The sequence below is a fragment of the Streptomyces graminofaciens genome, assembly GCF_030294945.1.
Classification (GTDB): Bacteria; Actinomycetota; Actinomycetes; order Streptomycetales; family Streptomycetaceae; genus Streptomyces; species Streptomyces graminofaciens.
Map to the genome: position 1 here is coordinate 4,906,188 of NZ_AP018448.1, position 22,613 is coordinate 4,928,800.

The window sequence follows — 22,613 nt, forward strand, 5'->3', positions numbered from 1 at the left end:
ATCGCAAGAGGTAAGGCCTAAAACGAGAGAGGCTCCGGACAGAATGCCCGGAGCCTCAATGGGATGAGGGAGTCTCACTCGTATTCGCGAAGGAGGTCCTCGATGCGCCGGTTGGCAACGTCCTGCCGTCCGTCTAGGCACTTCGCGTAGCGGGTCAGCAGGACCTCCACGCTGTTGCCGGCGCGCTCGGCGACCTCGGTGGGGTCGACGCCAGCGTTGAGCCATGTCGACAGCGCCGAGTGGCGGAGGTCGTACGGCCGACTCGCGAGCGGCGAGGCAGCGACGGCCGGCGGGAGCGCGAGGAGCCGAGCCTCCTGCCACACGCGGTAGTAGGTCGAGGACGGGACGACCGAGCCCTTCTCGCTGAAGAAGAGCCGCCCGTCGTCGGCGGTACCGAAGGTGACCAGGTGTTCGCGGAGTACAGCGACGAGGTGAGGCGGGATCGGCACGCGCCGCACGTCATCGGTCGGCCGGTTCTTCAGCCCGCGGGCGTCATGGGTCTCCCCCGAATCGGTCCATTGCTTGCCGACGGAGGGGCGGGTCCGGTGGAGGAGAGCTGATCCCCAGCCCCGTTCGGGGAGGGTCAGGTCCGTCTCGACGAGGCCGACAGCTTCCGCCGGCCGAAGGCCGCCGAAGTACATAGCGGCGAACAGACCCACGAGGCGACGGCCGCGGGCACGCCGGTATCCGCCCACATAGGAAACGGCCGCCAGAAGATTGCGAGCCTGCTCCGGGTTGGCGACCACGCGCGAGTCCACCTGGTTGGACACCTTCGGTTTCTGCCAGCGGACCGCCGTGACGGGGTTCTCGCGCAGCTCCCCCAGGTCGACGGCATAGTTCGCGGCGTTGACCAGCGTCCTGCGCTTACGCTGCACAGTTTCCGCCGCGGCTGCGGTGCCATCGAGCTTCAGTTTCAGCGAATCGAGGACCGCGCGGGCCGTGGCGGGGTCAGCAAGATCGGCAAGTGGTCGAGAGGCCTTGGACACCCAGTGGAGAACGTTCCGCACGTCGTCCGGAAGCTCCCGATCAGAGGGCCCCGGCAGTACGAATGCCCAGTTCCGCAGCGCTCTGCGGAGCGCCTCATCAGACGGACGCCCCGCACGCTCGTCCAGGAGCTCTACGGTCACACTCGTCAGTGACTCATTGATGCCATCGCGCGTGTTCGGAGCAGCGTGCGGCCACTTCATTGCCAGATACCTGAGAGCGAAGTCGTACCAGGACACGGTGGCTTTCTGCTGTTCCATGGACGCCGGGAGCCCGGATTCCGTATCGAACTCCTCGCCGTCCCGCATGGCCCGCATCAGCTTCGCGCGGTAGTGATCAGCGAGTGCTTTGGTCCGGAAGCTGTCAGAGAAGACGTTGCCCGCCACGGACCAGCGGACACCGTACGAGGGCGTCTTGGTGTCGCGCTTCCGAACACCCCAGACTTTCACGTCGAGAGACTTCACGCCGCCGCCTCCAACTGCCGCAGCCACGTCCTGAAATCACTCCGCCACACTCTCAGCTCACCGTTGGGGAGCTTGAAAGCAGCGGGCCCCAATCCCAGTTCGCGCCAGCGATAGAACGTCCGCCGGGGCACTCCGCCAAGTTCGTCGAGGACCTGCGGGACAGTCATGAGTTCGTCGCGGCGGTAGTCCATGTCGGCTCTCCTTCCGTTCCAGGGGCGGGTTCGAGGGACGCGGCGAGCCAGGTCTCGCCCGCGCTGAGGCCCGTACCGGCGAAGACCCAGTGGGCGAGGACGAGCGTGGTTTCGCCGTCCTGGGGTGTGGGCGGGGCGGCTTGTGCTCGGCGCCATTCGGCGCGGGCGTCGCGGAGGGCGCCGAGGGTGGTGGAGTAGCGGCGGGACTTGGTGGAGAAGTGGCCGCGGAAGCCGAGCATGTGCGCCCAGGCGCGTAGGCGGAGGTCTGCCAGTTCGGGGCGTGCGCCGAGGGTCCAGGCGGTGCGGATCATGCGGCGGGCGTGGTCGGTGATCCGGGCCCCGGCCAGCTCGGCGAGGAAGCGGATCGGACGGTCAAGGGTGCCGGTCGTCGTCTCGGCGCCCTTGGTGGCGTACTTGGCGATGTACGCCGCTACGGCCCGCTCGGTCAGCTCCTGGCCGCCGTCGAAGTCGGCCGAGCGGATCGGGCGGACGTCGAGCTGACGGCCGAAGGTGAAGGTGTGGGCCCGTCCGTCGACAGTCGGACCGCCGACGCGAGCGGCGGTGGCAGCGGCGTGGATGGCGTCGCTCAGCAGCTCGGCCGTGGCCCAGGCCGGGGGCGAGGTGTCGCCGCCCTCGGGGCCGTCGAGGCGGATGACCGCGTGGAAGTGGACGGCTCCGCGCTTCTGGTACTCGGCGACCTTGGCGAAGGAGATGCGGGCGTGGTCGCGGAAGGCGCGTTGCGTGAGGCCGGCCAGCTTGGCGACCTCGCGGCGGAGGTAGATGGAGAACCGGCGCCACAGGGCCCCGGCGTGGGCGTTCCAGAGCACAGCCGCTTCGTAGTCGTACGTGTCCGGGTCGAGCGGCGTGCCGAGGACCGGGGCTGTGTCCTCGTGCCGGACGCCGCAGCGGCAGGGCCGTCCGCTGGAGGGGCGGTTGTGGACCGGTCCGAAGCTCGGGGCGGTGAAGGTGGCGAAGACGCGGGGGTGCGTGCCGACCTGTTCGGGGGTGCCCTTGCCGCCGCGCAGTCCGGCGGTGATCAGGTGGAAGGTGTCACGGCGGTAGACCTCCGCGCAGGCCGCGCAGCGGGTGGCACGGCGGTTGTTGCAGCGGACGAGGAGGTTTCCGGCGGGGAGGGTGGTCGAGTCGAGGTGGTGCAGGACGCGCCCGATCTCACCGGTCGTCGTGTCGACGGCGTACTCGGTGCGGTGGCCGTCGAGGCGTACGGGGTGGGTGCAGCCGCCCAGGCCGGAGAGTTGGCGGGCCAGTTCGGGCAGGGTGCCGAGTGAGGCGAGCATGGAGAGTTCCGCCAGCGGGGGCGGAGTCTGCCGGGTGATGATGGGTCTTCCTTTCGGCTGTTTCGGCGGTTGGGAGGGACGGCCCCGGGGCGGCTGGATGCTTGGCGGCTTGTTGCCGCCCCGGCGGCCGGTCAGCGCCTGTTGGCGTCGGTGACGAGGGAGCGCAGGACGACGGCGGCGATGGCCACGGAGATCGCCGAGACGGCGACCGCCGCCAGGAGCGCGGTGAGGACGACACCCACGACCACCACCGCGGCGACCGCGCCGACACCGACGCCCACGAACGGAGCAACCGGGCGGCCGGCGGAGTGAGCCGGAACCGGGGCGTGGTTCTGCGGGATGTGCGTGGTGATGCTCGGGACGTGCGGAGTGTCGGGCAGCTTGGGACGGAACACGGCAGGTCTCCTTTGCGGTTGTGTGCAGTCGTTGGCTCAGTCGCGGGCGCCGTTGACGACGTCGACCCCGGAGCGGGTGCCGGACTCGATGGCCGGGGCGAGGACGGTGTGCGAGAGCCAGAAGCCGAACAGCGCGATCACTACGGCGACCCACATGCGGACGCCGAGGAACTTGATCGCGGCCCAGGCGATGACGCCCAGGACGAAGACGAGCGGCAACGAGACGGTCACGGGATCTCCTCGGGGGTGTCGTCTCGGATCAGCGGACGGCGCAGCGGTGGGTGCGCGCCGCCAGCTCGGCGGCGGCCCGGCTGTCGTAGTCGGTCGAGAAGCCGCAGCGCGGAGCCGTACACGCGGCGGTGTGCTTCTCACGGCCACGGCCGTCGTAGTACGTGCCGACCTGGACGGGACCGATGCGGACGAGGTTGCGGAAGCGGCGGTTGGCGGGCATCAGGGGTTCTCCTTCTGGTCGTTGGGGGTTTCGCCCGTGAAGTCGGTGACGTGGTCGGCGAGCCAGCGCAAGATCTCGTCGCCCTCGTAGCTGTCGGCGGCGAGGATCACCGGTTCGGCGATGAGCACGGCTTCGGTGAGGCGGCTCTGTCGGGTCAGCTCGGCGGCACGCTTGAGCGCGCGGAGCGTGGACGGTCGCAAGATGGAAAGTCCTCCGAGGTCAGGTGAGTTGAGCGGCGATGGCTTCGGCCAGCGGCATCGGGACGCCGAGCCGGGCGCGAAGGGTCGAGGTGTCGATGGGAGTGCCGGTTCGGACGTGGTGCTCGTCGGCGACCTTCCGGGCGAGGGCGACGAGGGCAGGAGGTACGGGAGCGGGCGGTACAGGGGCGGGCGAGGGCGGAGCCGATCCGGCTTCGGCGGATGGCAGCTCGGCCACCGTCACGGGCGGCTCCACCTCGGTGGCGGGCGGTGTTGGGGTGCCGAGTCCGTGACCGTCGAGGGCGGTTCGGTGTCGGCCATGGCGCGGGGTGTCTTGGGTGCGCCGTGGGCGAGGAGCGTGCCGCCGAGGAAGGCGACCGCGGGCCAGCCGGCGACGAGAATGCGCAGCCAGGCGGGCACGTCGTCCAGGTCGAGCAGTCCGGCGGTGGCGACGTTGGCACCGAGAGAGGCCGCCAGCGCGACGAGGAACCAGCACCACCCGGCGGCTTTCGCCTCCCCCGAGCGGAGCCGTCGCCAGGCCGCGACCATCAGCAGGTCGACGGAGACCGGGTAGGCCCATGCCTTCCAGCCGTCCTGTCCGGCGGCGGAGGCAAGGTCGTGCAGGTGGGCGAAGGACAGCGCGGCGGCGATGAGCGCCTGGACGAGTACGGCGTCCACACGGACAGGCAGGGCAGGCACGGCGCGACTCCTTCCGGTTTCAGGCATGGGTGGGGTAGGGACGTGGCGCGCGGGACGGTCGCGCCGACCGTGGGAATGGGTGCGGCTACTCGACGACGGGGCGAGGAGTGGCTACCGGCCCGGACGTCTCCACGGGCGCGGGCGGGACGTAGGGGCGGAAGGGCGCGAGCGCGGGCACGTCGGGTGCGAGGTGGGCCGTCTCGCGGCAGATGGCCGCCGCTTCGGCGAGGGAGAGGTGAGGCGTGCGGATGCGGGACCAGCCGCCGGACGTGTCGCCGACGACGGCGAGGCCGGGCAGCTCGGGCGCGATGCCGCAGGCCGCGTAGACCGCCTCCGGGGCGATGTCACCGAGCGCCATCTTGGCGGAGGCTTCGTCGTTGACCCGGTGGCAGACACGGCCGGTCAGCTGCGCCCGCAGCATGGTGGCGCCCTTGCCCAGCTCCGCACCGAAGCGCTGCCCGCACACCTCCAGATAGATGCCGGCCGCACGACCGAGCTGGGCAAGGCGGATGAGCTGAGTGACCATCTCGTCCCGCCGTTCCTCCTCCTTCCTGGTGGCGACGAGGAAGAGTTCCGCCACCTCGTCGATGAACAGCACGACGGGAGACGGGCGCTCGTCGTCCGGCAGGCCCCAGATGTCAGAGGTGATCAGCTCATCCGGAGTACCGGGGGCGATACCCTGCCGGGCCTTGATCAGGTCGTAGCGCTCCTCCATTTCCTTCACCAGCACGGGCAGCAGCTCTGCCGCCTGTACCGGGTCGGTGGCCAGGGCGGAGAGCCGGGCCGCGAACGGGGCCAGCTCGACGCCGCGCTTGCAGTCGATCCCGACGAGGACAACCGGCTGAGCGGCCAGCCCGGTGAGCAGGTTGCGCAGGAACATGGACTTGCCCGACAGCGTGGCGCCGAGGACGAGTTCATGCGGAACGGCCCGGTAGTCCCGTACGAACGCCGTCGCATCCTCGCGCAGAGCCACCGGCACCCGAAGCGGCCCGGCGACGGTCCGACGAGGCATCCGCACCTTCCGCAGGACGTCGAAGCCGACGAGCCGCAGTTCCACTACCCCGGGTTTGACGTCCCGCACGTACACGGCGTGAACGCCCCAGGCGTGCCGCAGCCGTTCGGCCGAGGCCGCCACATCCGCAGGTTCCTGTCCCGGAGCGAGCCGCAGCCGGAGCCGCAGACCGGTCGACGTGGGCCGGATGATGCCCCGCCGAGGCGGTACGGGCCGGATCTCCCGCCGAGTGGTCGCCTTGACGGCCAGCGCCCGCAACCGGGACGGCGGGACCGTCAGGCCGCACGCGTCCATCGTTGAGGAGTACGAGGCCAGCAGCCGGGCCACCGAGACCGGCAGCCCGACCGTGGACCAGTACGCCGCAGGGTGGGCGTGCCGGGTGTAGAGCGCGCCGCCGCCTATCGCAGCGAGCGGCGCACCCCACTCGGCCAGCGTCACCAGGTCGGTCACGGCGATCAGCCCGCCTGTGCCATCGGGAAGGCACCCGGAGCCACGGCGGTGGCCCGGTAGGCGATGCCGTGCCGCTGCTGGCCGTTGAACACGCTCTCCCACGGCCGGGCGATGAGCCCCGGCAGCGAGACGGGAGCACCGACCGTCAGCCCGTCGGTCACCCCGCTCTCGGGGATGGTGACCTGGATCAGGGACGACTCGCCTTCGTCGATGAAGACGACGCCGACCGTCATCAGTGCCTCACCGCTCACGGCGTCCTTGGCGATCTCCCCGGTCTGCCGGTCGCGCACCTTCGGCGCCGGCGCTTCGGTGAGCAGGATCGTGGCGGTCGAGGCGTCAATGCGGATCACACGCACAGAGGTTTCTCCTTCGAGTCGATCAACTCGCCATCTGACAAGTTGACTTAGCAAGTTTGAAGTTAGGGATGCTAAGTTGACTTGTCAAGTGGCTTAGTGGCGACCAACGAGCGCGATCGACAACGCAAGCGCACCATGAACCCAGGCAGCACAGAGGAGGGCGCGCCATGGACGAACAACACCGCGCTCAGGAGCCGCAGTCATGGGGTCCCCGCAACTCACAGGGGTCCGCGCCACCACCGAACGCATGGTCCGAGCCACCGCATGGCCCTCCGCCAAACAGCCCCTATCACGGCGAGACGACACCCCGGCCGAAGAAGCGACACCGCGTCTTCCTGTGGCTCTTCCTGGCCGTCCAGATCTTGTTTTTGATTTGGGTGATCACGGGCGCCGCGAGCGGCAGCGGCACACCCGACGAGTGCCAAGGCCAGACCGGTGACGCCTTGAAGCTGTGCGAGGACGCGAGCGATGTAGGAACCACCATCGGCGTGGGACTCATCATCGGCCTGTGGGCAGCGGTCGACGTCATTCTTGGCTTCTCGTACGTGGTCTACCGACTCGCCAGCCGACGCACTTGAGACAGGCCATCGCAGCCGAGCAGCAGGCGGCCCGCCGGTTCAGGTGAGCCGGTAAGTGTCTTCGAGTTCCTGCCGATCAGCGGGGAGCAGCACATCAGAGACTTGCAGGGCTTGGCCAGAAGCGTCGCACGCGACGACCAGGACGCTGAGGACGGGCACGCCGTCCGGCAGCTCTAGAAGCTCGACCTCGCCCCGCTCAGGGAGGCGAGCCGAGACACGTTCTGTCACGTGATCGAAGCGGATTTTCTTCCGCGTCTCAAGGTGAGCACGGGTGCCGCCGCTCAACGGATTCGCACTCTCCAGCTCGGTGCCTTCGACCAGGCCGGCGGGGAAGTACGACGAGACCAACTCGACGGGTTCGCCGTCCTCGACGACAAGGAACCGGCGCACGAGCACCTTGGCACGCTTCGACAAGCCGAGGGCAGAGGCTACGCGCGCCGGAACAGGAACCCGACCGACCTCGACCAGCCGCCCAGGGGTCTGCGCCTCATCACGTGCGAGCGTTTCGCTCCCCCGGCGGTCCTTGCGCTCCACGCCAGCCGGACGTCCGCGGACGATCGTGCCGTATCCCTGCCGGGACTCAAGCCAGCCGTCACGCTTGAGAAGGTCCAGAGCCCGGACGACGGTTGGTCGGGACATCCCAAAGGCTTGCACGAGTTGGTTCTCACTGGGCACGCGGGTGCCGGGCGGATATGTGCCGTCCTCGATGCGCTGCTGAATGGTCTGAGCGAGGCGGACGTACTTCGGTGCCTCCACTTCATACGCCATGAACGCCGCCGCCTGTCGAGATTGGCCAAGTCAACTGGTCAACCAGACTAGCGACAACTGGGCCGTCAGGACAGAACCGGCCCAACGCCCTCATCGGACGGCCACGCGTCGGCAACATCGAAGGAGACAACTGTCCCACCGAAGCGACTTGGACCGGAGTGCCACGACTCAGCGATGGAGTCGACGAGGAGCAACCCGCGCCCATGGGCATCGTTGGCCTCCGGTTGCCGCATGCGCACACTCGCCGGAAACCCCGGATTATGCACCTCGATCCGAAGCGACGTCTCCACGCGGTACCAAGCAACGCGCACCGTCCAGGTCTCGTCAGCCCGTCCGTAGAGAATGGCGTTGGTCACCAGCTCCGAGATCATCAACACACAGTCGTCGATCGAGCAGGCCGGGTTGTACGGGGCGATGAACTTCCGGAACCAGCGCCGCGCCCGAGGTACGGACTCCGCGACAGGGTGCAGGGTCATGGCACCGAGTCGCGGCGAGTCCGCAGAGGGAAAGCGGTCGATCGTGTAGGCCATCCGCACTCACTCCTTGCCGCTGCCGTCGCAGTCGAGGCAGCGTCGCTTCGATGTGACACTGAGGCGGTCATTGGCCGTGGAGAGCGCCAGTGCCGTGCGGGAGCCGACGCGCTTCCAACCGCGCCCCCGACATCCCCGGCAAGTTGCACGCGCGCCCTGGTCCGGCCGCCGACTCGTCACTCCGTGCCCCCTTCCGAATCCAAGTGGCCTTAGCCACTTCCTGGATAGTGGCATTAGCCACTTGGACTGTGCAAGCGGTTCGACACAACTCCCGGGCCATCAGGTGAGCGGGTAGCCCTGCTCGAACGCCCAGCGATGCGGCGGATACGCGGCTTCGGCGAACTCCAACGGCCGGTCCTGGAGGTCGAAGACGACGTGATGAACGATCAGGACCGCAGACCCGGCTTGCAGCTGGAGGTCTGCCGCCTCCTCTTCCGTTGCACTGCGAGCACACATACGGTCTTCGGCGTAACTCCCCTGGCGCCCGGTCATGTTCTCGACGTACATGAGCGTCCCCTCTTGGATCCGCTCCGGCTCCAGGAGCTTCGGGGCGCGGTGGCCGACGTCCGGAGCGAACCACGAAGTGGACAGCGTGATCGGCCCGTCCTGATTGTTCGTCACCCGCCGCCGATGCACGGCCCGAAGGTCTTTGACCAGACCCAAAGCCTCAGCAACGTGGTCCGGCGCATCCATCCAACCGGCTGAGGTGATCACCGCGTACTCACCGGGCGTGTAGATCTTCCCGGTCTGCCGAGCCCGCCCGTACAACTCGCGCGCCCGCCGGTTGACCTCCAGGCTGCGCACATACGTGCCCGATCCCTGACGCTTCTCGACGAGCCCTTGATGGCTCAGCGCCTCCAGCGACCGCGCAGCAGTAGGGCGGGACACCTTCCAGTTCGCCGCCAACTGCCGCTCCGAGGGCACCTCGTCCCCCGGCCGCAGGTCACCCCGAAGAATCTGATCACGAATGTAGTGCGCGATCTGGAGATACTTCGGCTGAGCCTCTTCGATCTGAGGCATGTCTCCTCCTCATCTACCCAGCCCAAGTGGCTATGGCCAGTAGCCACTATAGAGTGAGTGGTCAACCCTCGACCCCGTAGGCTGAACCGCATGAAGCGGTTGATCGTCGCAGCAGGAGGAGGGGGCGACGCAGTCGCCGCCGCAATGCTTCACGCCGCCCTCTACGGCGACGAGGACCAGGCGGTGATCCTCACGTACGCGTGGGACCGCCTCCTGATCGATCCAGTTCCGGGCCCCCGAGGACCGGACAACTTCACCGGCCTCCAACACCTCACCCCAGCAGTCTGGACAGTGCCGGCCGAGGCCCGCCCGATCGCTCCGGCAGGCTCCACCCTCCCCCGACTCGCAGCAGAGCTCCCACACACCTTCGCGCTGATCGACCCACACCACGGAGTCGAAGGCATTGCCCGCCAGCTCGAAGAGCTAGTGGACCGCTTGTCACCGGAGTCGATCGATCTCTTGGACGTTGGCGGAGACATCCTCGCCCGAGGCGATGAGCCGACACTGAAGAGCCCGCTCGCCGACGCCGTCACGCTCGCCGCGTGCTGCCAGGTGAACGCACCGATCCGCCTCCTAGTGACAGGCCCCGGTCTGGACGGCGAACTGCCTCCCGATGAACTACGCGGGATCCTCGGCCCTCTCGTCCACACCTTCACGGCCAAGGACGTTGAGCCGATCAGCTCGGTCCTGGAGTGGCACCCATCCGAAGCAACCGGGATGCTCGCGGCGACAGCCCGAGGGGTACGCGGCACGTGCGAGATGCGAGACGCCGGCCTTCCCGTCCCTCTCACTGACGAAGGGCCGACCGTCCATGAAGTCGACCTCGACGAAGCCCTGAGCCGCAACCAGTTGGCCCGCGCCATCACAGTGAGCGCAACTCTGGACGAGGTAGAGGCACACAGCCGCGAAATCTGCGGATACTCAGAGATCGACTACGAGCGCAACAAGGCCGCATGGCTCAAGGACCAGCCACCGTTGAAGCTCGCCCCCCAGGCCGTGCTGTCCCAACTCGACCAGTTCGAAGCCGAGGCCCGGAACCGCGGAATCACCCACACGACGTTCCGCCGCATCACCGAGGCGATGAACCTCAACGGCTCCCTACGTGAGGACCTGCGCCAACTCCTGATCAGCAGCACTCCGGAGAAGTACGATGCGCCCCTGTGGCGCATCACATCCACTGCTGAGTAACAATCTTCTTCACGGGTTCAAGGCGGCTCGCTCCGCTCCCCGCGCGCGGCCCGGCCCCCGGCCGGGCCTGCGCTCCTGCCTACGTCCCGCTCCAGCCCGGCCGGGGGCCGGGCCGCGCTCATGGCGATCAGCCGCCTGATGCCAGTAAAGGGTGCATCGTGGCTGGGGCGGTCGGCTCCACGGCTTTAGCCCAAGACCGGGAAGTTAGGGCTGTTGTGGCTGGTCGGGTGGGTTGACATGGGAACGGAGCCCGGCGCGGACTGTGAGTGTCGAGGTCACGGTCCGAGGGGGCTCCGTTGTCTGTTCAGTGTGCCACCGCAGGGGTGGTTCGGGACCGGTCGTGGGTGTGGTTGCCCGGTCATTTAGGGGTGTTGACGCGGTGGGTGCCGCCGTCGCTGGTGGACGAGGTGGTTCGAGCGGCGGGCCGGGGTGAGCGGCGGGTGCGGCTGCTGCCGGCGCGGGTGGTGGTCTACTTCGTGCTGGCCATGGTGCTGTTCCCGGAGTGTGGATACCGCCGGGTGTGGGCGTCGTTGACGGCCAGGTGGCCCGGTTCGGCACTTGCCGATCCATCGGCAGCGGCTCTGCGGCAGGCTCGTCGGCGGTTGGGGGTCGAGCCGCTGGCGTTGCTGTTCGACCGGCTTCGCGGCACGGTGGGCACCCCGGCAACGCCGGGGGTGTTCTGGCGGAGTCTGCGGCTGGTGGCCTGGGACGGCACCTGCGTGGAGGTGGCGGACAGCGAAGCGAACGTGGCCCGGTTCAGGCGGCATGCGGCCCGCACCACACGTCCGGCCGGCTATCCCCAGGTGCGGCTGACCGCGCTGGTGGAGTGCGGGACCCGTGCCCTAATCGATGCGGTGTTCGGGCCGCAGCAGTACACCGAGTGGCCGCAGGCCCGTGCTCTGCTGCCCTCTCTGCAGCCTGGCATGCTGCTGCTTGCCGACCGCGGCTACGACGGCTTCGAGGCCCTGCGGGACGCTGCTGCCACCGGCGCCGATGTGCTGTGGCGGGTGCAGGCAGGGCGTCTGCTGCCCGTCATCCGCCCGTTGCCGGACGGCACCCATCTCACCCTGGTCACCGACCGGCGCTCCGGTGACCGGCTCACCCGGTGGATGCGCCACGGCCGCCGCGGTCCGATGCCCGCACACCTGACCGCCCTCACGCTGCGTGTGATCAGCTACCGGGTCACCCGGACCGCCGCGGACGGCACCTTTCGCACCAGCACGGTCCGCCTGGTCACCACGCTGCTCGACCCGCACGAGCACCCGGCCGCCGAGCTGGCCGTCCTCTACCAGCAGCGCTGGGAGATCGAGACCGCCTACTACGGGCTCAAGGTCACCCTGCGCGGAGCCGACCGCGTCCTGCGCTCACGCACCGTCGCGGGAGTTGAACAGGAACTCCTCGCGCTGCTGACCGTCTACCAGGCCGCCCGCATCGCCATGACCCAGGCGGCCACCACCGCCGGGGTCGACCCCGACCGGCTGTCCTTGACCACGGCCCTGCACACCATCCGGCTCACGCTGATCACCGCCAACACCACAGGACCGACCCTCCTTGCGGAAGTCCTGCTGAAAGCACGCAACCTCGCGCCCACACGGCGCCGTTCACGCACCAGCCCGCGGTGCGTCAAACGCACCCTGTCGCCCTACGCCTACAACAAGACCAAAGGCAGCGTCGGACACAAGACGACCGTGACCACCACCATCACCCTGACCAGCGCCGACAGACCTTAACTTCCCGGTCTTGGGCTTTAGCCACCTCCCCGGTCAGGGTCCCGCGTCGAGCAAGACCAGGGGGCCACTCGTGCTAATTGCGGTCAGGCCCAAAGCCTGCCCGAGTTGCCAACCAGCGTACGGCCCCCTGATCATGCTCGACCCCAAACCGGGCAGGCCACCGACCAAACCCGCTCCACCGACCTCGCTCCTGTCTGACGCAAGCGCCACCTGGCGAGCGATGCTACGCATTGCCCTTATCAATAAGACTCGGGTCGAACGCGTCACGAGAATCGCGTTGCGACATCCTTGAGAGCAGGGCCGACCGATACGGCTCTCGAAGGCGCCCAACTCTTTTCACACCATAGAACACGGTTGAGGTCTCGATCGAGATGAGCGACTGCAGGGCCGGCGAAGGTACGGTGCAAGTCAAGGCGGCGGTAATTTGATCGGCCCCTTTACCTGCAATGCGGTGAGGCTGCATAGCCTTGTATGCCGCCACCTTTTTCACAACCCAGGAACGCAAGATATTGAAACGCTCCTGCCAATTGGGCAATACGTGATCAGGCATGGCTTGATCCGAAGACAGCCAGCCAGCGCCTTGATCATTGAGGACGCACATATCAAGCGCCGTCAGGGGCACATACTGCTGCTGACTGAGCCTGACTTCAACACCGCCACCCGATTCCGAGAAGAAGAATGGGAGGTCAAATGACGTCGCAATACCCCCACCAGGCTGCGCAATAACTCGTCCATCGACGGGTCGCTTCAACGGCGCGAGCCTGACAAATTCGAGATCATTGGTTCTCTTACCGTTGTGTCGAATCGCCAAGTCACACGGCTGCGCCAGCAAGATCATGTAATTTTCTGCACCATCCTGCCTCGGAACTAGAGCCGCAGAGTCGTCCTCTTCCGCAACCCCACCCTTCCTACCCTTCGCCAGTTCAAAAGAATGAGGCTTGTCAACGAATTTCTGGAAGCAGAAAACATCGCCTACTTCGAGCGGAAAATGCAACTGCGTCAAATGATCCGGCGATTCGAAATATTCCAATCGCTCAATCTCGGCAAGCTCTCTCCTGACTCTGTCAGGGTCAGGAGAATTCGGCAATTTAACCCGACTCAGCTTCGTCACTATGCGGTTCGAATTGTGCACGTTTTCATCGGCCCGCAGTTTGGCACGCACTGAGTCCTGGGTGAAGGCTGTAGCAATCCTGAGCAGTGTTTCAGGGCCCCAGGTCCCGTCTGTCAGTCTGTCCCCGTTGAGAGCGGCCTCCAAGGTGTACGGGTCGATGTCCCCAACCTTCGATATCGCCTCACCCCATGTGCCCCTCACTGCACCAGCAAGGCTCTGTTGCATGCGTTCCAACGCCGGTGCGAGCAGAGTAAGTTTCAGCATTCGGGGAAAACCTGCCTGGCTGACTGACAGGTGCCCTTTGGCGATAACTAGAAATCGGGAGGAGTCCGCATCAAACTTCTTTGCAAGAGCCTTCCATACTTCGATTTCTGCATCAGCATCGGCAACTGTGTGAGTCAGAAGACCGATACGCCAACTTTCTGGGGCATCGTGCAGGAGGGCAGCAATTTCCTGCTCACCGGCGTCTTCTGAGGCCCCCTCTCTACTGAAATCGCGGTCAAAGAGGATCAACGTGCTCTTGCCGTCGGTCAGCAGAGCACTCCGCTGTTTGCGCCAGGAAGAGAGGGAGAGAGTGATGAACTCTCGCGAGTCGGCAAGCAACTCCCTCAAATTTGCTGCGGCTGGCTCGTCCTCTTCCGGCGAAGGTTCTAGCGGATCAGAATCGAACCCTCCAGCTACCGCGGAACGGATCTGCGCGCGCTCGACCTGATTTAGGTTTCCCCATACTTTTCTTACCTCGTCGGCGACTAGTTCCAGCGGCGTAGAGGAGTCCTCATCGACTTCCAAGGAAGGTATGGTTTTAGCGATCTTCTGTAAGTCCGCCATCCTCAGCAGACCATCGACGAGTGCAGCAAAGACGTCTTCACCATCGTCTTCACGCTCGGCGTACCAGTCATCGACACAGATAATCCGGTCGACTCGCGCAAGAGTCAGCAGCTCCTGCGAAGCCGCTTTGGCGTCGAAAGGCACAACAACCGTAGGGCTCGGCTGTGCAGGGATAGCTGGCGCGTTGGCGTCGACACCAGTCGCCGCAGCCTCCATGGTGTTCCCATCACGCTTCAACACGCATCCCCCCTAGATCCAAACGGAATTTAAACAGTCGCCCGTTTACGTTACGCTCGGACGCTAGCTCGATTGTGCACCCCTCAGAATCGAGCAACTGCGTTACGACATAGAGCCCGAGCCCTCTACCCTCTCCCCGTTTCTTGAATGAAATAAACGGTTCGAAGAGTGTCGCTTCAACGCTTTTATCGATTCCACGACCATTATCGCTAACTGTCACCACAGGCGAGTTCACCCTGATAGAGATCTCGGGTGCCTCTTGCACGCCCATCCGATGATCTTGGAGTAGCCAATACTCGCTATTCAATACGAGATTGTCAATTACCTGGGTGAGCTTCCCTCGGTTCACTTCAACATCGAAATCGCGTTCAACTGAAACGACGATAGCGATTGGCCCCTTACTCAATCGCTCGCGATGATAGCCAACCATTTCCTCGCAGAAACTGGAGACACAAAGCCGCTCGCGACGCTCACGCATGTAGCGCAGCGAGGGATTTAGGTGGCCCAATTGACGCTTCAGTGCGCTCGCCGCGGACTGAATGTACTGCACGTAGTTGAGGATTCGCCTATCCGCGATTTCAGCTTCGGCGAGATACTTGCGAAGTTGAGTACTTCTGACGGAGATACCCTCTGCGACATGGGCAACCTCATGGGAAACCGCTTCAGCCGTGAGGCCCAGAGATACTGTTTCCCATGTTTGTGCCAGTTGAGACCGAATTTGCTCCGACTGGCTTTTCAGTACGTCCAGTACTGCTTGCTCTGAGTCCAGCGAGTCGAAAATTGCCTCGATCCCGGAGACTGACTCTTCAGTTCGCTTTTCACGAGCGCGCAGATTGGTTAGTTCTTTTTCAATCGCAGGGTCTACGGCGCCAGCGAAGAGTGATCGCTGGCTTGCATCGAGCTCTTTAGCCACTCGCTCGTGGCCTTTACTGGCCTCGTCTGCGTCTTTCCGAATGCTTTTAATATGCTGCTTCGCAGTTACAATAGTGCGCTTGTGCGTGTTCTCGACATGTTGGATGAGTACCTCAGTGCTGGCTTCCGGATCGAGCCCAGCCGCAGAGATACTCGTTTCCTGACGATACTCATTGTATGAACGGCGAATGAACGTCTGGAATTGCTCCGTAAAGGAACGCCAGGCCTGCAAAAGAGCCATAAAGTTGCGATAGTGCGGCGTGTCAGCAAAACCTTCGCGGTCCGTTGTCTCGATCAATTGGCCGTTATCGCGAGCGGAGATATCGATGAAGCCCAGCGTATTCTCAGGCCTAAGCGCGTAAAAAGACGAACCACTCGTCTGAGATTTCCGCAGCCCAACCCAGTCTTCATCCATCCGAACGCCGAAACCATCACGGTATACGCGGAGTCCGGCCAAGCTCTTCAAATAAGTTCGGAACTCGCTGCGAGAGCCGAACGCGTCGGGTTGACCCTGCCCCAGAGTCACGTAATCTACTTCACCGTTAAATTTTCCTGGATCCGCAGGAGCACTGTCAGATCCGATCCCGCCCGTCCTGTGTAGCGCCACATTATCGAGATCCGCCAACCGGAATGACCGGTGGGCTCGCAACAGGTACGGGGAATCAGCCCGGTGACAGTCAAAGGCTTCCATTTGCCTAGCCCGACTTTGGTGCAGCCAATCCATAAATGCATTGCCTGCATCGCTGTGCAGCAGCGCCTCAAAAGCTGCTCTATCCTCTGGCTTAGCTCGATCCTGAGGTGCCCAATAGCTCAGGGCCGCTTCGCCAACAATCTCTAGAGTGCCATCGGCATAGTCTAGGAAATAGCGAAGTTCTGCTGCCCGGCGGACCCGCTTAGGTAGCTCATAGAGGTCGATGCGCTCCCCATCGACCTTCAAGAGAATCTTTAAACCTCTCTCATCACCGTACGGCGAGATCATGACTGAGAGGTCCTTCTGGAGGGCGGACGCGCCCTCGCCAGTGCTGCTCATTGCTGCGTTGCGCCACTGTTCTGGCTCACGAAGCTCAGTAATAGTCAGTGTCGTACCATGACGCTTGCTGGTTGGCCGTGACAAGAGAGTTAGGTCGACTTCACTAAGTGAAGACTTGCTCTGGAATTCGCGCCAGTCGATAGTCAACTCATACTCTACGTTCCCGCCCTTGGGGCGGGTGACGATAGTGACAACATCGCCCAGCCTCTGAGCACCGAGCCGGCCGAGCCCTTTATCTCCGAGAGGTGTCCTACCGCGATCAGTAGCGATCCCACGAGCTTTCATTTCCCGTTTGACCGAATTGCTAATCGTGAGCCAACCCCGCCTGATGTCCTCGATCGTCATGCCTGAGCCATTATCACTCAGCTTGATCGAAGGCTGCTCTTGCTTCCCTGCGGCAGAGAGACCGGTGTCAATTGTAATTTCTGCCCAGGTGCCATCTGCGTCATATGAATTTTTCACAAGCTCGATAAGGGCTTGCATTGAGTCAGTGATGAGGTCTTCACCTAGCTTGAAGACAACCGAAGGATGGACTTCTAGGTGGAACACCTCGGGTCCATGCGTTTCAGACATTCGTGGCTCCTTCCTTCACGAACGGGAATCGCAATGGGTGTCACAGGGGCCACGCATGACCAAGACGCTTTCACTGTTCATCGTCTCTACGCTGGCGTTCCGCGCTGCCATTCTCTTCGATCCCCCAGGGATCTTTCTCTCCAGCGTCTCAACATGCCGAGCTCCGCGAGCTGCCAGTAGGTCTCGAACGATGGCTACTGTAGGCACGCGGACACCGCTAATCTTTCGCTCACCAAGCGTCCAGAACATCCAGGAATTACTACGCAGACGCGAGACAATCGCGTCAAGCGATTCATCCAGGTCTCGAATAAAAGCAACCATCCTGGTCTGCGCGTTGCGTGGATGACCATCCAACTGGTCGAGACACTGTGCGAATGCTGCCGACTTGACCCGCAACTCGTCGGCCCAATCCAGTGATCCTTTTAGTTTTCCACCTAGGCTGATTGAATCAATCGATCGCGTATATTCAAGCAGCTCTTGCCTCATCCCAGGAACGTCAGTCGAGTCGATCCACTGCAACGGCAAGTAGCTATGCTGCCCGTAGGTGACTGTTGTAACGTTATCCCCGTAAGGAGGAGACGTCATTAGAATATCCGCGGTCGCGCGATACTTTGACCTGGCGGCACTTCGAGCATCAGCGACTGTGCAGGTGATTGAAAGGCTCGGATTCATATCCAATCCCTGCGCAAGGACCACAGCCTGATCCTCAAGTTGTTCAATTTGGGATGCAGAGATTCGCAGGAAGGTATCGATCGCATTAAGCTGTCGCGCCTGAATCTCTTCGGGCCTGTACGAGTGCAGCTTAACCGTGGAGGTCCGACTATTGCTCACCAGTCGGATAGTCTCAGCCAGAGCAACCCAGAAGGCCTGGCGAACCACCCTGGGGCGCTCAACCGAGATAGCCCTTTTTAGCTTTGACAGATCTATGGCCACGTCATCGCGAAACCATTTATCGCGGTTAGTAAAGTTGACGATAATTTCGTGGCTTTCGTCCTCTATTACTCGCACGGCAATGCGCTGGCGCACCTTGGCAAGCAGTTCAGGGTCATAGATATGAGACTTGACGGTTGCCAGAAGAACGGCCAGAGGATTGATATCCGTCCCATGAAAAGACAAGCCACGCCGCGCCGATTCGAGCATCACGGTGCCAGAGCCCATGAAGGGGTCGAGGACGGTCGAGACGGTTGGATCGACTGCTTGTACATCTTCCAGCAGGGCTCCCTGTAGCTGCGGAACCATCATTGCCGGGTAAGCGAAAATGCCATGACCGCCCTCACGGCGCGAGCGGCCGGAGAATGACCAAAATTCAGGGCTTAACGCGGCACGCTCCCGAAGCCGTGCAGCCAGGTCCTCCTCGGCGCCATCGGGTGGCAGGCTCAGGGGCTCTGCCAGGCCCTCCCTCTGCGTGGGAACCCGCTGCGCATCAGCTCTACTGGCGTTCGGCCCCGATGGGCGACCCATCTCACCCTCCATCACGGCAGGGTCCGTCATTGAGTTGATCAACCCGGCCCCCCGCCTGCGCAGTTACTGTAAACAAGTTCATTGATTGAAGCAGATGACATGTCGTCACGTCACGGCTACTGGCGGCCAGAGAGGGTGACGAGGCTGTCCTGTTGGCTGATTCGGTGGCATGACGTGACCAAACGGTGCCAAGCGCGCAGCTACACGCATGTCAGTTCGCCAGCTTCTGAGGTGTTGTTAGCCCTCTGCCTCGGCACGAGCCCACTCTTACCGCTTCCCGGGCAGGCCCCGCTGCTCCTTCGGCGGCCGAGCCACCAGCAACACGGGATTGCTCGGTTACGGACCGACCAGCGGATGAGAGGTTTGCCCGCCCCGTGGCGGGGGGATAGCCAGCTCGACAACGAAGGCCTCGCCCTCAATGCCCTCAGCAGGCGCGAAGGGTCCCCCACACGCCGAGACTGCAGGAAGGCCAGGCCGGTTCGTCGAACCGGTGGATCGCGTCCCGGATGGTGTCCTCGTCGGCCTGGACCATCTGCGCGATCAACAGGACCGGATTGACTCCCGACGAGGTCAGCAGCATCATCGCCCATGGAAATCGCACTCAATCGGTGCTTCCCTGCCAACGATCCGCTGCAGCTTCTGTCCCTCCTGCTTGGTAGGTCGGCGAACCGTCACCAGTGCTGCCATACCCACTCCGACTGGATGCCCCCGTGCCACCAAACACAATGAGCCACCTGGCAGATTTCCAGTCACGGCGCTGGTGACCAATCTCTCCAGAGACGTGCAGTCAGAAGGCGTACCTCAACATCGGCACCAGCATTGAGGTCTTTCAGCGTTGCCGCTCCAGGGTGAGGATAGCTGCGCCGATTGACGTCATTCGATTCGGGCTGCATCGGGATCGGCGGAAGATGCGCCAGGACTTCAGGCGTGCGATGCCGCGCTCAACTCGGGGCCCGCGCCCTCGACAGCGCCCGGTTGACGGTCTGTTGGGTGAGCGTCAGTTCGCCTCCCGCAGGCCGTCTGGCCGGTGTGGTCACCCACGCGCCGGCACCGATGTAGGCGCGATCGGCGAGGATCGGCACTCCTTGGGGCTCGCAGATCCTGATGATCCAGTGGGCGCGGGCCGCGGTCAGGTCGTGGCAGCGCCCCGGCAGGGCCGAAGACAGCCACAGCACCTCGCCATGGAGGTCGGTGACCACCTGCACGTTCACCCCGTGCCGTCGGTGCTTGGCCGAGTAGTCGGCCCGGCCGTCACCGAGGCGGTCGCACTCGGCCAGGGTGCCATCCAGCAGGACGAACTTGGGGTCCGTCTCCCGCAGAGCGGGCAACAGGCCCGGGGCACGGGCGGCCAGCAGCTCGATGAGCGCGCTGGTGTAGGCGTGCGCGGTGCCGACCGAGATGCCGAACCCGGCGGCGATCTGTGCGAGGGACTCGTGCTTGCGCAGGTACACCAGAGTGGGAGCTTGCATCGGCGGTCACCCTCGCGGGTGACGATGAGCATGGTGACCCACTCGATGAGCGCATGGGGCAGGTCGAGTGCGGCAGGATGAGGGACCAACAGGGCTCCTGCGCCGATGGGTTGAGACTTCGAACACCTCCCTCAACGGCACGGGAGCCTTGTGCGTTGTGGCTAAGGTCGCTGTCACCCGATCGGTGCCCTCACTGAAAGACCTCAGTGATCGCCTCACGTATGTAGCGGTAAACCGTAGCGATGCCGACCTCGAAGCCGGCGGCGAGTTGGCCGTAGGTATTCCTCGACCCGCCACTCTCCTCGGGCGCGCGCTTTGGCCAGCCGAGTTCGCCGCGCGACGAGCATCGATCCGTGCGATGCTTTGAGTAGGAACGCGGGATTGGGAGCGCACAATGTCCCAGACAGCAACCTTGGAATTGCCAGATTTGACGGAACTGGAAGCCCTGGCATTGCGCGAGGAGCTCGGCGAAACTGTGCGCATCGACAAGGCTGCTGTCGATGCCAAGGAGGATGGATATAAAGACCTAGGCTTGGTCACAGCTATCGTGATCCTCCTAATACCTATCGCTAAGTCGCTTTCCAGTGCCCTCGCGAAACGCAAGAGCGTCGTAGAGAAGACTTACACCTTGACCCTGCCGGACGGCTCCGTTGAGGAGGGAACGCTGCGGATCACGGCCTCCACACCGGCTCCCCCTGAAGTCACCGCCTCCGGGGCCGAGTTGTCGGCATTCCTTGCAAGCCAAGATCCGCCCACTGGCACCCAAGCGCAATGATCGGGCAGACAGGCACGCACCAGTACTGCGGCCTCGGCGACCCCCAAAGCTTCGTCGATCCCGTCAGCAATGTCGCAGTGCTGGGTCCGGTCACTCTTCGAGCTCACGCCGCAGGTTTGTTGGAAGGGCGCGCCTCACCAAAGTTGCTTGGCACCTTCCTGCACGAGCTGACGCATCACTGGTGCTTTCTGTCTCCTGTCGGTAACGCGATTGCTGGTCTGCGTATGCGAGCCGAGCACAAATTGGCGCAGGCTGGCCTGGACTGTGACAGCGAGAGCCTCGAATCTGCTCTCCGTGATCTAACCATTTCTGACACTGTTGTTTCCTTGCTCCGCCCGTACGCCGAAGGCCTAGCGCTATTTGCCGAGTTCGACGCTACTCCTGGAAAATCCCCGTGCATATCGATACCCCTTAAGTGGGCGCATCATCATTTCGCTTACGAAAATCCCGAACGCCCTGAAGAGGCGGATCGTACTGCAGTGGGTCTAGGCGGACTGGGAGAGTCGCTGTTTCGTATACACCGGTACGGCCCGCCAGCGTTGGAATACGGGGGAAGCGAGGCTTCGGCCATGCAGGCAGCGGTGTTGGAGTCACTCGCCCATGCTCGTCTTGATCAGCGGTCCGTAGATAAGAAGGCGGGCCTGCTTGTTAAGCCACTCCTTGAGGACGGCGGCTATCTAGCTGGCTACCTGACAGTGAAGAATCTATATTTCTTGGCACTCGAACACTGCGAGATGTTTAGTCGCGATAGTGACGCCTTCCTGTCCTACCTGCGAAGTTGGATATATAGCGATTATGGACTGGTTGATGCTCTTCTCGCTCCTCATGGGGACGGAATTTCAGCGGGGAGCCGGATTTTGCTCTACTTCACTCAACGGCTCAGGAAGTTTGTCAGTTCTGTACGAGAATTGTCCGGAGAGTTCAATAAATATGACCGAGCCCGAGCTGTAGAGGTTGCGGAAGCCCCTCGGTTCTACCCCCAGCAGGAGTTTGAGCAATTTCCCGGCCTCCTGGTTGATGAGGCTGCAAGTATGCGCGGCTGTGCCCTGTTGCACTCACTGATGGAGGGACTTCAGTTCTCCACGCACGAAGATGATGCTGTTTGGGAGCTCTGCGAAACCGACGTGGCGCGGATGAGTCAGCGGGAGCTGGCCTTTGTCGGAGAGCTTCCCGGGCAGGCACACGCAGTCGGCGCGGGAGTACTATTCACCTGCGATGGAGTGCCGATCGCAGTGGGGAGGGCTACCGAGCAAAACCGGGAGGAGCACCATGCGCGCAAGGCAGTCCTCCAATACTTCCTCTCTGTAGTGCATGAATATCAAGCTTTCGCCATTGTCGGAGCCGGTGGCGAAACAATTGGCTTGATCCACCCGAGTGGAATCTCCGAATCCGAGCGGAAAAGAATTGATAACTTCCTTCTAGACCGCAATCAGCTTCTGCGGGAGAAGGCCAAGCGGGACGCCCTTGTCGCTGCTGCCCGGGAGTCCCCAACGCGGGCAGGACAGCAGCTGCGTTTCTTCGAAGAGCACTTGCTCAAGGAATTGGCAGAGTTCTACTTCTTGTACGCGACTCTCAGGCTGCCCGAGGAAGCCCTAGAGCGTGTTTGCAAGCCCTTGCTGGACAGTGGCCTGTGGCAGCTTCTTGATCGCGACAAGGAGTTGGTGGAGGCTCTGGCGGCACTCGGCCTAGCCTCCAGTGCGGGGCTCATCGATAAGCCACAACTGGCCAACTACCTGGGGCTCATTGGCTGGGATCTCCGAGAACTAGCAACTGCTCTAAGCCCTGCCAGCGTCATCTTTGGTACGCCGTTGGTTCTCGAACCCAGCCATGATGACGTCATGGGCACGTGGATTTGAATGCGATACTTTCAGTGAGGGCACCGATCGGGTGACAGCAACCTTGGCCACAA

21 protein-coding genes and 2 pseudogenes are annotated in these 22,613 nt (G+C 63.7%); 5 read left to right on the forward strand and 18 right to left on the reverse strand.

Going from position 1 to position 22,613, the window contains the following annotated elements:
* Window positions 1-74 precede the first annotated feature (74 nt).
* From SGFS_RS20740 to SGFS_RS20785, 10 genes and pseudogenes are all read right to left on the reverse strand, one after another.
* Window positions 75-1,448 carry a tyrosine-type recombinase/integrase gene (locus SGFS_RS20740; RefSeq protein WP_286252322.1) on the reverse strand — a complete coding sequence of 458 codons (1,374 nt, stop codon included), beginning with the start codon at window positions 1,446-1,448 and terminating at the stop codon, window positions 75-77.
* The gene (locus SGFS_RS20745) at window positions 1,445-1,639 is read right to left on the reverse strand and encodes a helix-turn-helix transcriptional regulator (RefSeq protein WP_286252323.1); all 195 of its coding nucleotides are present in this window, start codon (window positions 1,637-1,639) and stop codon (window positions 1,445-1,447) included. Before SGFS_RS20745 ends, SGFS_RS20740 begins: the two co-directional genes overlap by 4 nt.
* Window positions 1,612-2,934, reverse strand: a complete 1,323-nt coding sequence (locus SGFS_RS20750) for a replication initiator (RefSeq protein ID WP_286252325.1) — start codon at window positions 2,932-2,934, stop codon at window positions 1,612-1,614. The genes SGFS_RS20745 and SGFS_RS20750 overlap by 28 nt, the downstream gene beginning before the upstream one ends.
* A gap of 131 nt (window positions 2,935-3,065) precedes the next feature.
* On the reverse strand, window positions 3,066-3,329 hold the full coding sequence (locus tag SGFS_RS20755; RefSeq protein WP_286252326.1) for a SpdD protein: 264 nt from the start codon (window positions 3,327-3,329) through the stop codon (window positions 3,066-3,068).
* Window positions 3,330-3,365: 36 nt separating this feature from the next.
* On the reverse strand, window positions 3,366-3,560 hold the full coding sequence (locus tag SGFS_RS20760) for a hypothetical protein (RefSeq protein ID WP_286252327.1): 195 nt from the start codon (window positions 3,558-3,560) through the stop codon (window positions 3,366-3,368).
* A gap of 28 nt (window positions 3,561-3,588) precedes the next feature.
* Window positions 3,589-3,780 carry a mobile element transfer protein gene (locus tag SGFS_RS20765; RefSeq protein WP_033530338.1) on the reverse strand — a complete coding sequence of 64 codons (192 nt, stop codon included), beginning with the start codon at window positions 3,778-3,780 and terminating at the stop codon, window positions 3,589-3,591.
* The gene (locus tag SGFS_RS20770) at window positions 3,780-3,980 is read right to left on the reverse strand and encodes an RING finger protein (protein WP_286252337.1); all 201 of its coding nucleotides are present in this window, start codon (window positions 3,978-3,980) and stop codon (window positions 3,780-3,782) included. Before SGFS_RS20770 ends, SGFS_RS20765 begins: the two co-directional genes overlap by 1 nt.
* A 19-nt stretch (window positions 3,981-3,999) precedes the next feature.
* A pseudogene (locus tag SGFS_RS20775) lies at window positions 4,000-4,703 on the reverse strand (DUF2637 domain-containing protein).
* 58 nt (window positions 4,704-4,761) lie between these two features.
* Window positions 4,762-6,138, reverse strand: coding sequence for an FtsK/SpoIIIE domain-containing protein (locus tag SGFS_RS20780; RefSeq protein ID WP_286252339.1), 1,377 nt, complete (start codon window positions 6,136-6,138; stop codon window positions 4,762-4,764).
* 5 nt (window positions 6,139-6,143) lie between these two features.
* Window positions 6,144-6,494, reverse strand: a complete 351-nt coding sequence (locus SGFS_RS20785; RefSeq protein ID WP_033530342.1) for an SCO3933 family regulatory protein — start codon at window positions 6,492-6,494, stop codon at window positions 6,144-6,146.
* A gap of 167 nt (window positions 6,495-6,661) precedes the next feature.
* Here SGFS_RS20785 and SGFS_RS20790 point away from each other — a divergent pair, with 167 nt between their 5' ends.
* Window positions 6,662-7,072, forward strand: coding sequence for a hypothetical protein (locus SGFS_RS20790; RefSeq protein WP_286252342.1), 411 nt, complete (start codon window positions 6,662-6,664; stop codon window positions 7,070-7,072).
* A 39-nt stretch (window positions 7,073-7,111) separates the two neighbouring features.
* Here the strand turns inward: SGFS_RS20790 and SGFS_RS20795 are convergent, their stop codons facing one another.
* From SGFS_RS20795 to SGFS_RS20805, 3 genes are all read right to left on the reverse strand, one after another.
* The gene (locus tag SGFS_RS20795) at window positions 7,112-7,840 is read right to left on the reverse strand and encodes a GntR family transcriptional regulator (RefSeq protein WP_286252344.1); all 729 of its coding nucleotides are present in this window, start codon (window positions 7,838-7,840) and stop codon (window positions 7,112-7,114) included.
* Between the two features lie 65 nt (window positions 7,841-7,905).
* Entirely contained in the window at window positions 7,906-8,370 is a 465-nt protein-coding gene (locus SGFS_RS20800; protein WP_286252346.1) for an ATP-binding protein, read from the reverse strand.
* Window positions 8,371-8,649: 279 nt separating this feature from the next.
* Window positions 8,650-9,390 (reverse strand): GntR family transcriptional regulator, encoded by a 741-nt coding sequence (locus SGFS_RS20805; RefSeq protein ID WP_286252349.1) that lies wholly within the window; start codon window positions 9,388-9,390, stop codon window positions 8,650-8,652.
* 90 nt (window positions 9,391-9,480) lie between these two features.
* On the opposite strand from SGFS_RS20805, the gene SGFS_RS20810 reads away from it, so the two are divergent.
* Window positions 9,481-10,578, forward strand: a complete 1,098-nt coding sequence (locus SGFS_RS20810) for a DUF1152 domain-containing protein (protein WP_286252350.1) — start codon at window positions 9,481-9,483, stop codon at window positions 10,576-10,578.
* Window positions 10,579-10,946: 368 nt separating this feature from the next.
* A complete protein-coding gene (locus tag SGFS_RS20815; protein WP_286252351.1) occupies window positions 10,947-12,308 on the forward strand; it encodes an IS4 family transposase in 1,362 nt (453 codons plus the stop codon).
* A 223-nt stretch (window positions 12,309-12,531) separates the two neighbouring features.
* Here the strand turns inward: SGFS_RS20815 and SGFS_RS20820 are convergent, their stop codons facing one another.
* The 5 genes and pseudogenes from SGFS_RS20820 to SGFS_RS20840 form a co-directional block, all read right to left on the reverse strand.
* Window positions 12,532-14,487, reverse strand: a complete 1,956-nt coding sequence (locus SGFS_RS20820; RefSeq protein ID WP_286252352.1) for a hypothetical protein — start codon at window positions 14,485-14,487, stop codon at window positions 12,532-12,534.
* On the reverse strand, window positions 14,474-16,999 hold the full coding sequence (locus tag SGFS_RS20825; protein WP_286252353.1) for a sensor histidine kinase: 2,526 nt from the start codon (window positions 16,997-16,999) through the stop codon (window positions 14,474-14,476). Before SGFS_RS20825 ends, SGFS_RS20820 begins: the two co-directional genes overlap by 14 nt.
* A gap of 15 nt (window positions 17,000-17,014) precedes the next feature.
* A complete protein-coding gene (locus SGFS_RS20830) occupies window positions 17,015-18,472 on the reverse strand; it encodes a TRM11 family methyltransferase (protein WP_286252354.1) in 1,458 nt (485 codons plus the stop codon).
* Window positions 18,473-18,884: 412 nt separating this feature from the next.
* Window positions 18,885-19,061 (reverse strand): helix-turn-helix domain-containing protein, encoded by a 177-nt coding sequence (locus SGFS_RS51840; protein WP_434027655.1) that lies wholly within the window; start codon window positions 19,059-19,061, stop codon window positions 18,885-18,887.
* Between the two features lie 228 nt (window positions 19,062-19,289).
* Window positions 19,290-20,018 (reverse strand): annotated as a pseudogene (locus SGFS_RS20840) (transposase).
* A gap of 305 nt (window positions 20,019-20,323) precedes the next feature.
* Here SGFS_RS20840 and SGFS_RS20845 point away from each other — a divergent pair.
* Together SGFS_RS20845 and SGFS_RS20850 are read left to right on the forward strand one after the other, a co-directional pair.
* Window positions 20,324-20,704, forward strand: coding sequence for a hypothetical protein (locus SGFS_RS20845; protein WP_286252356.1), 381 nt, complete (start codon window positions 20,324-20,326; stop codon window positions 20,702-20,704).
* Entirely contained in the window at window positions 20,701-22,560 is a 1,860-nt protein-coding gene (locus SGFS_RS20850; RefSeq protein WP_286252358.1) for a hypothetical protein, read from the forward strand. The genes SGFS_RS20845 and SGFS_RS20850 overlap by 4 nt, the downstream gene beginning before the upstream one ends.
* Window positions 22,561-22,613 lie beyond the last annotated feature (53 nt).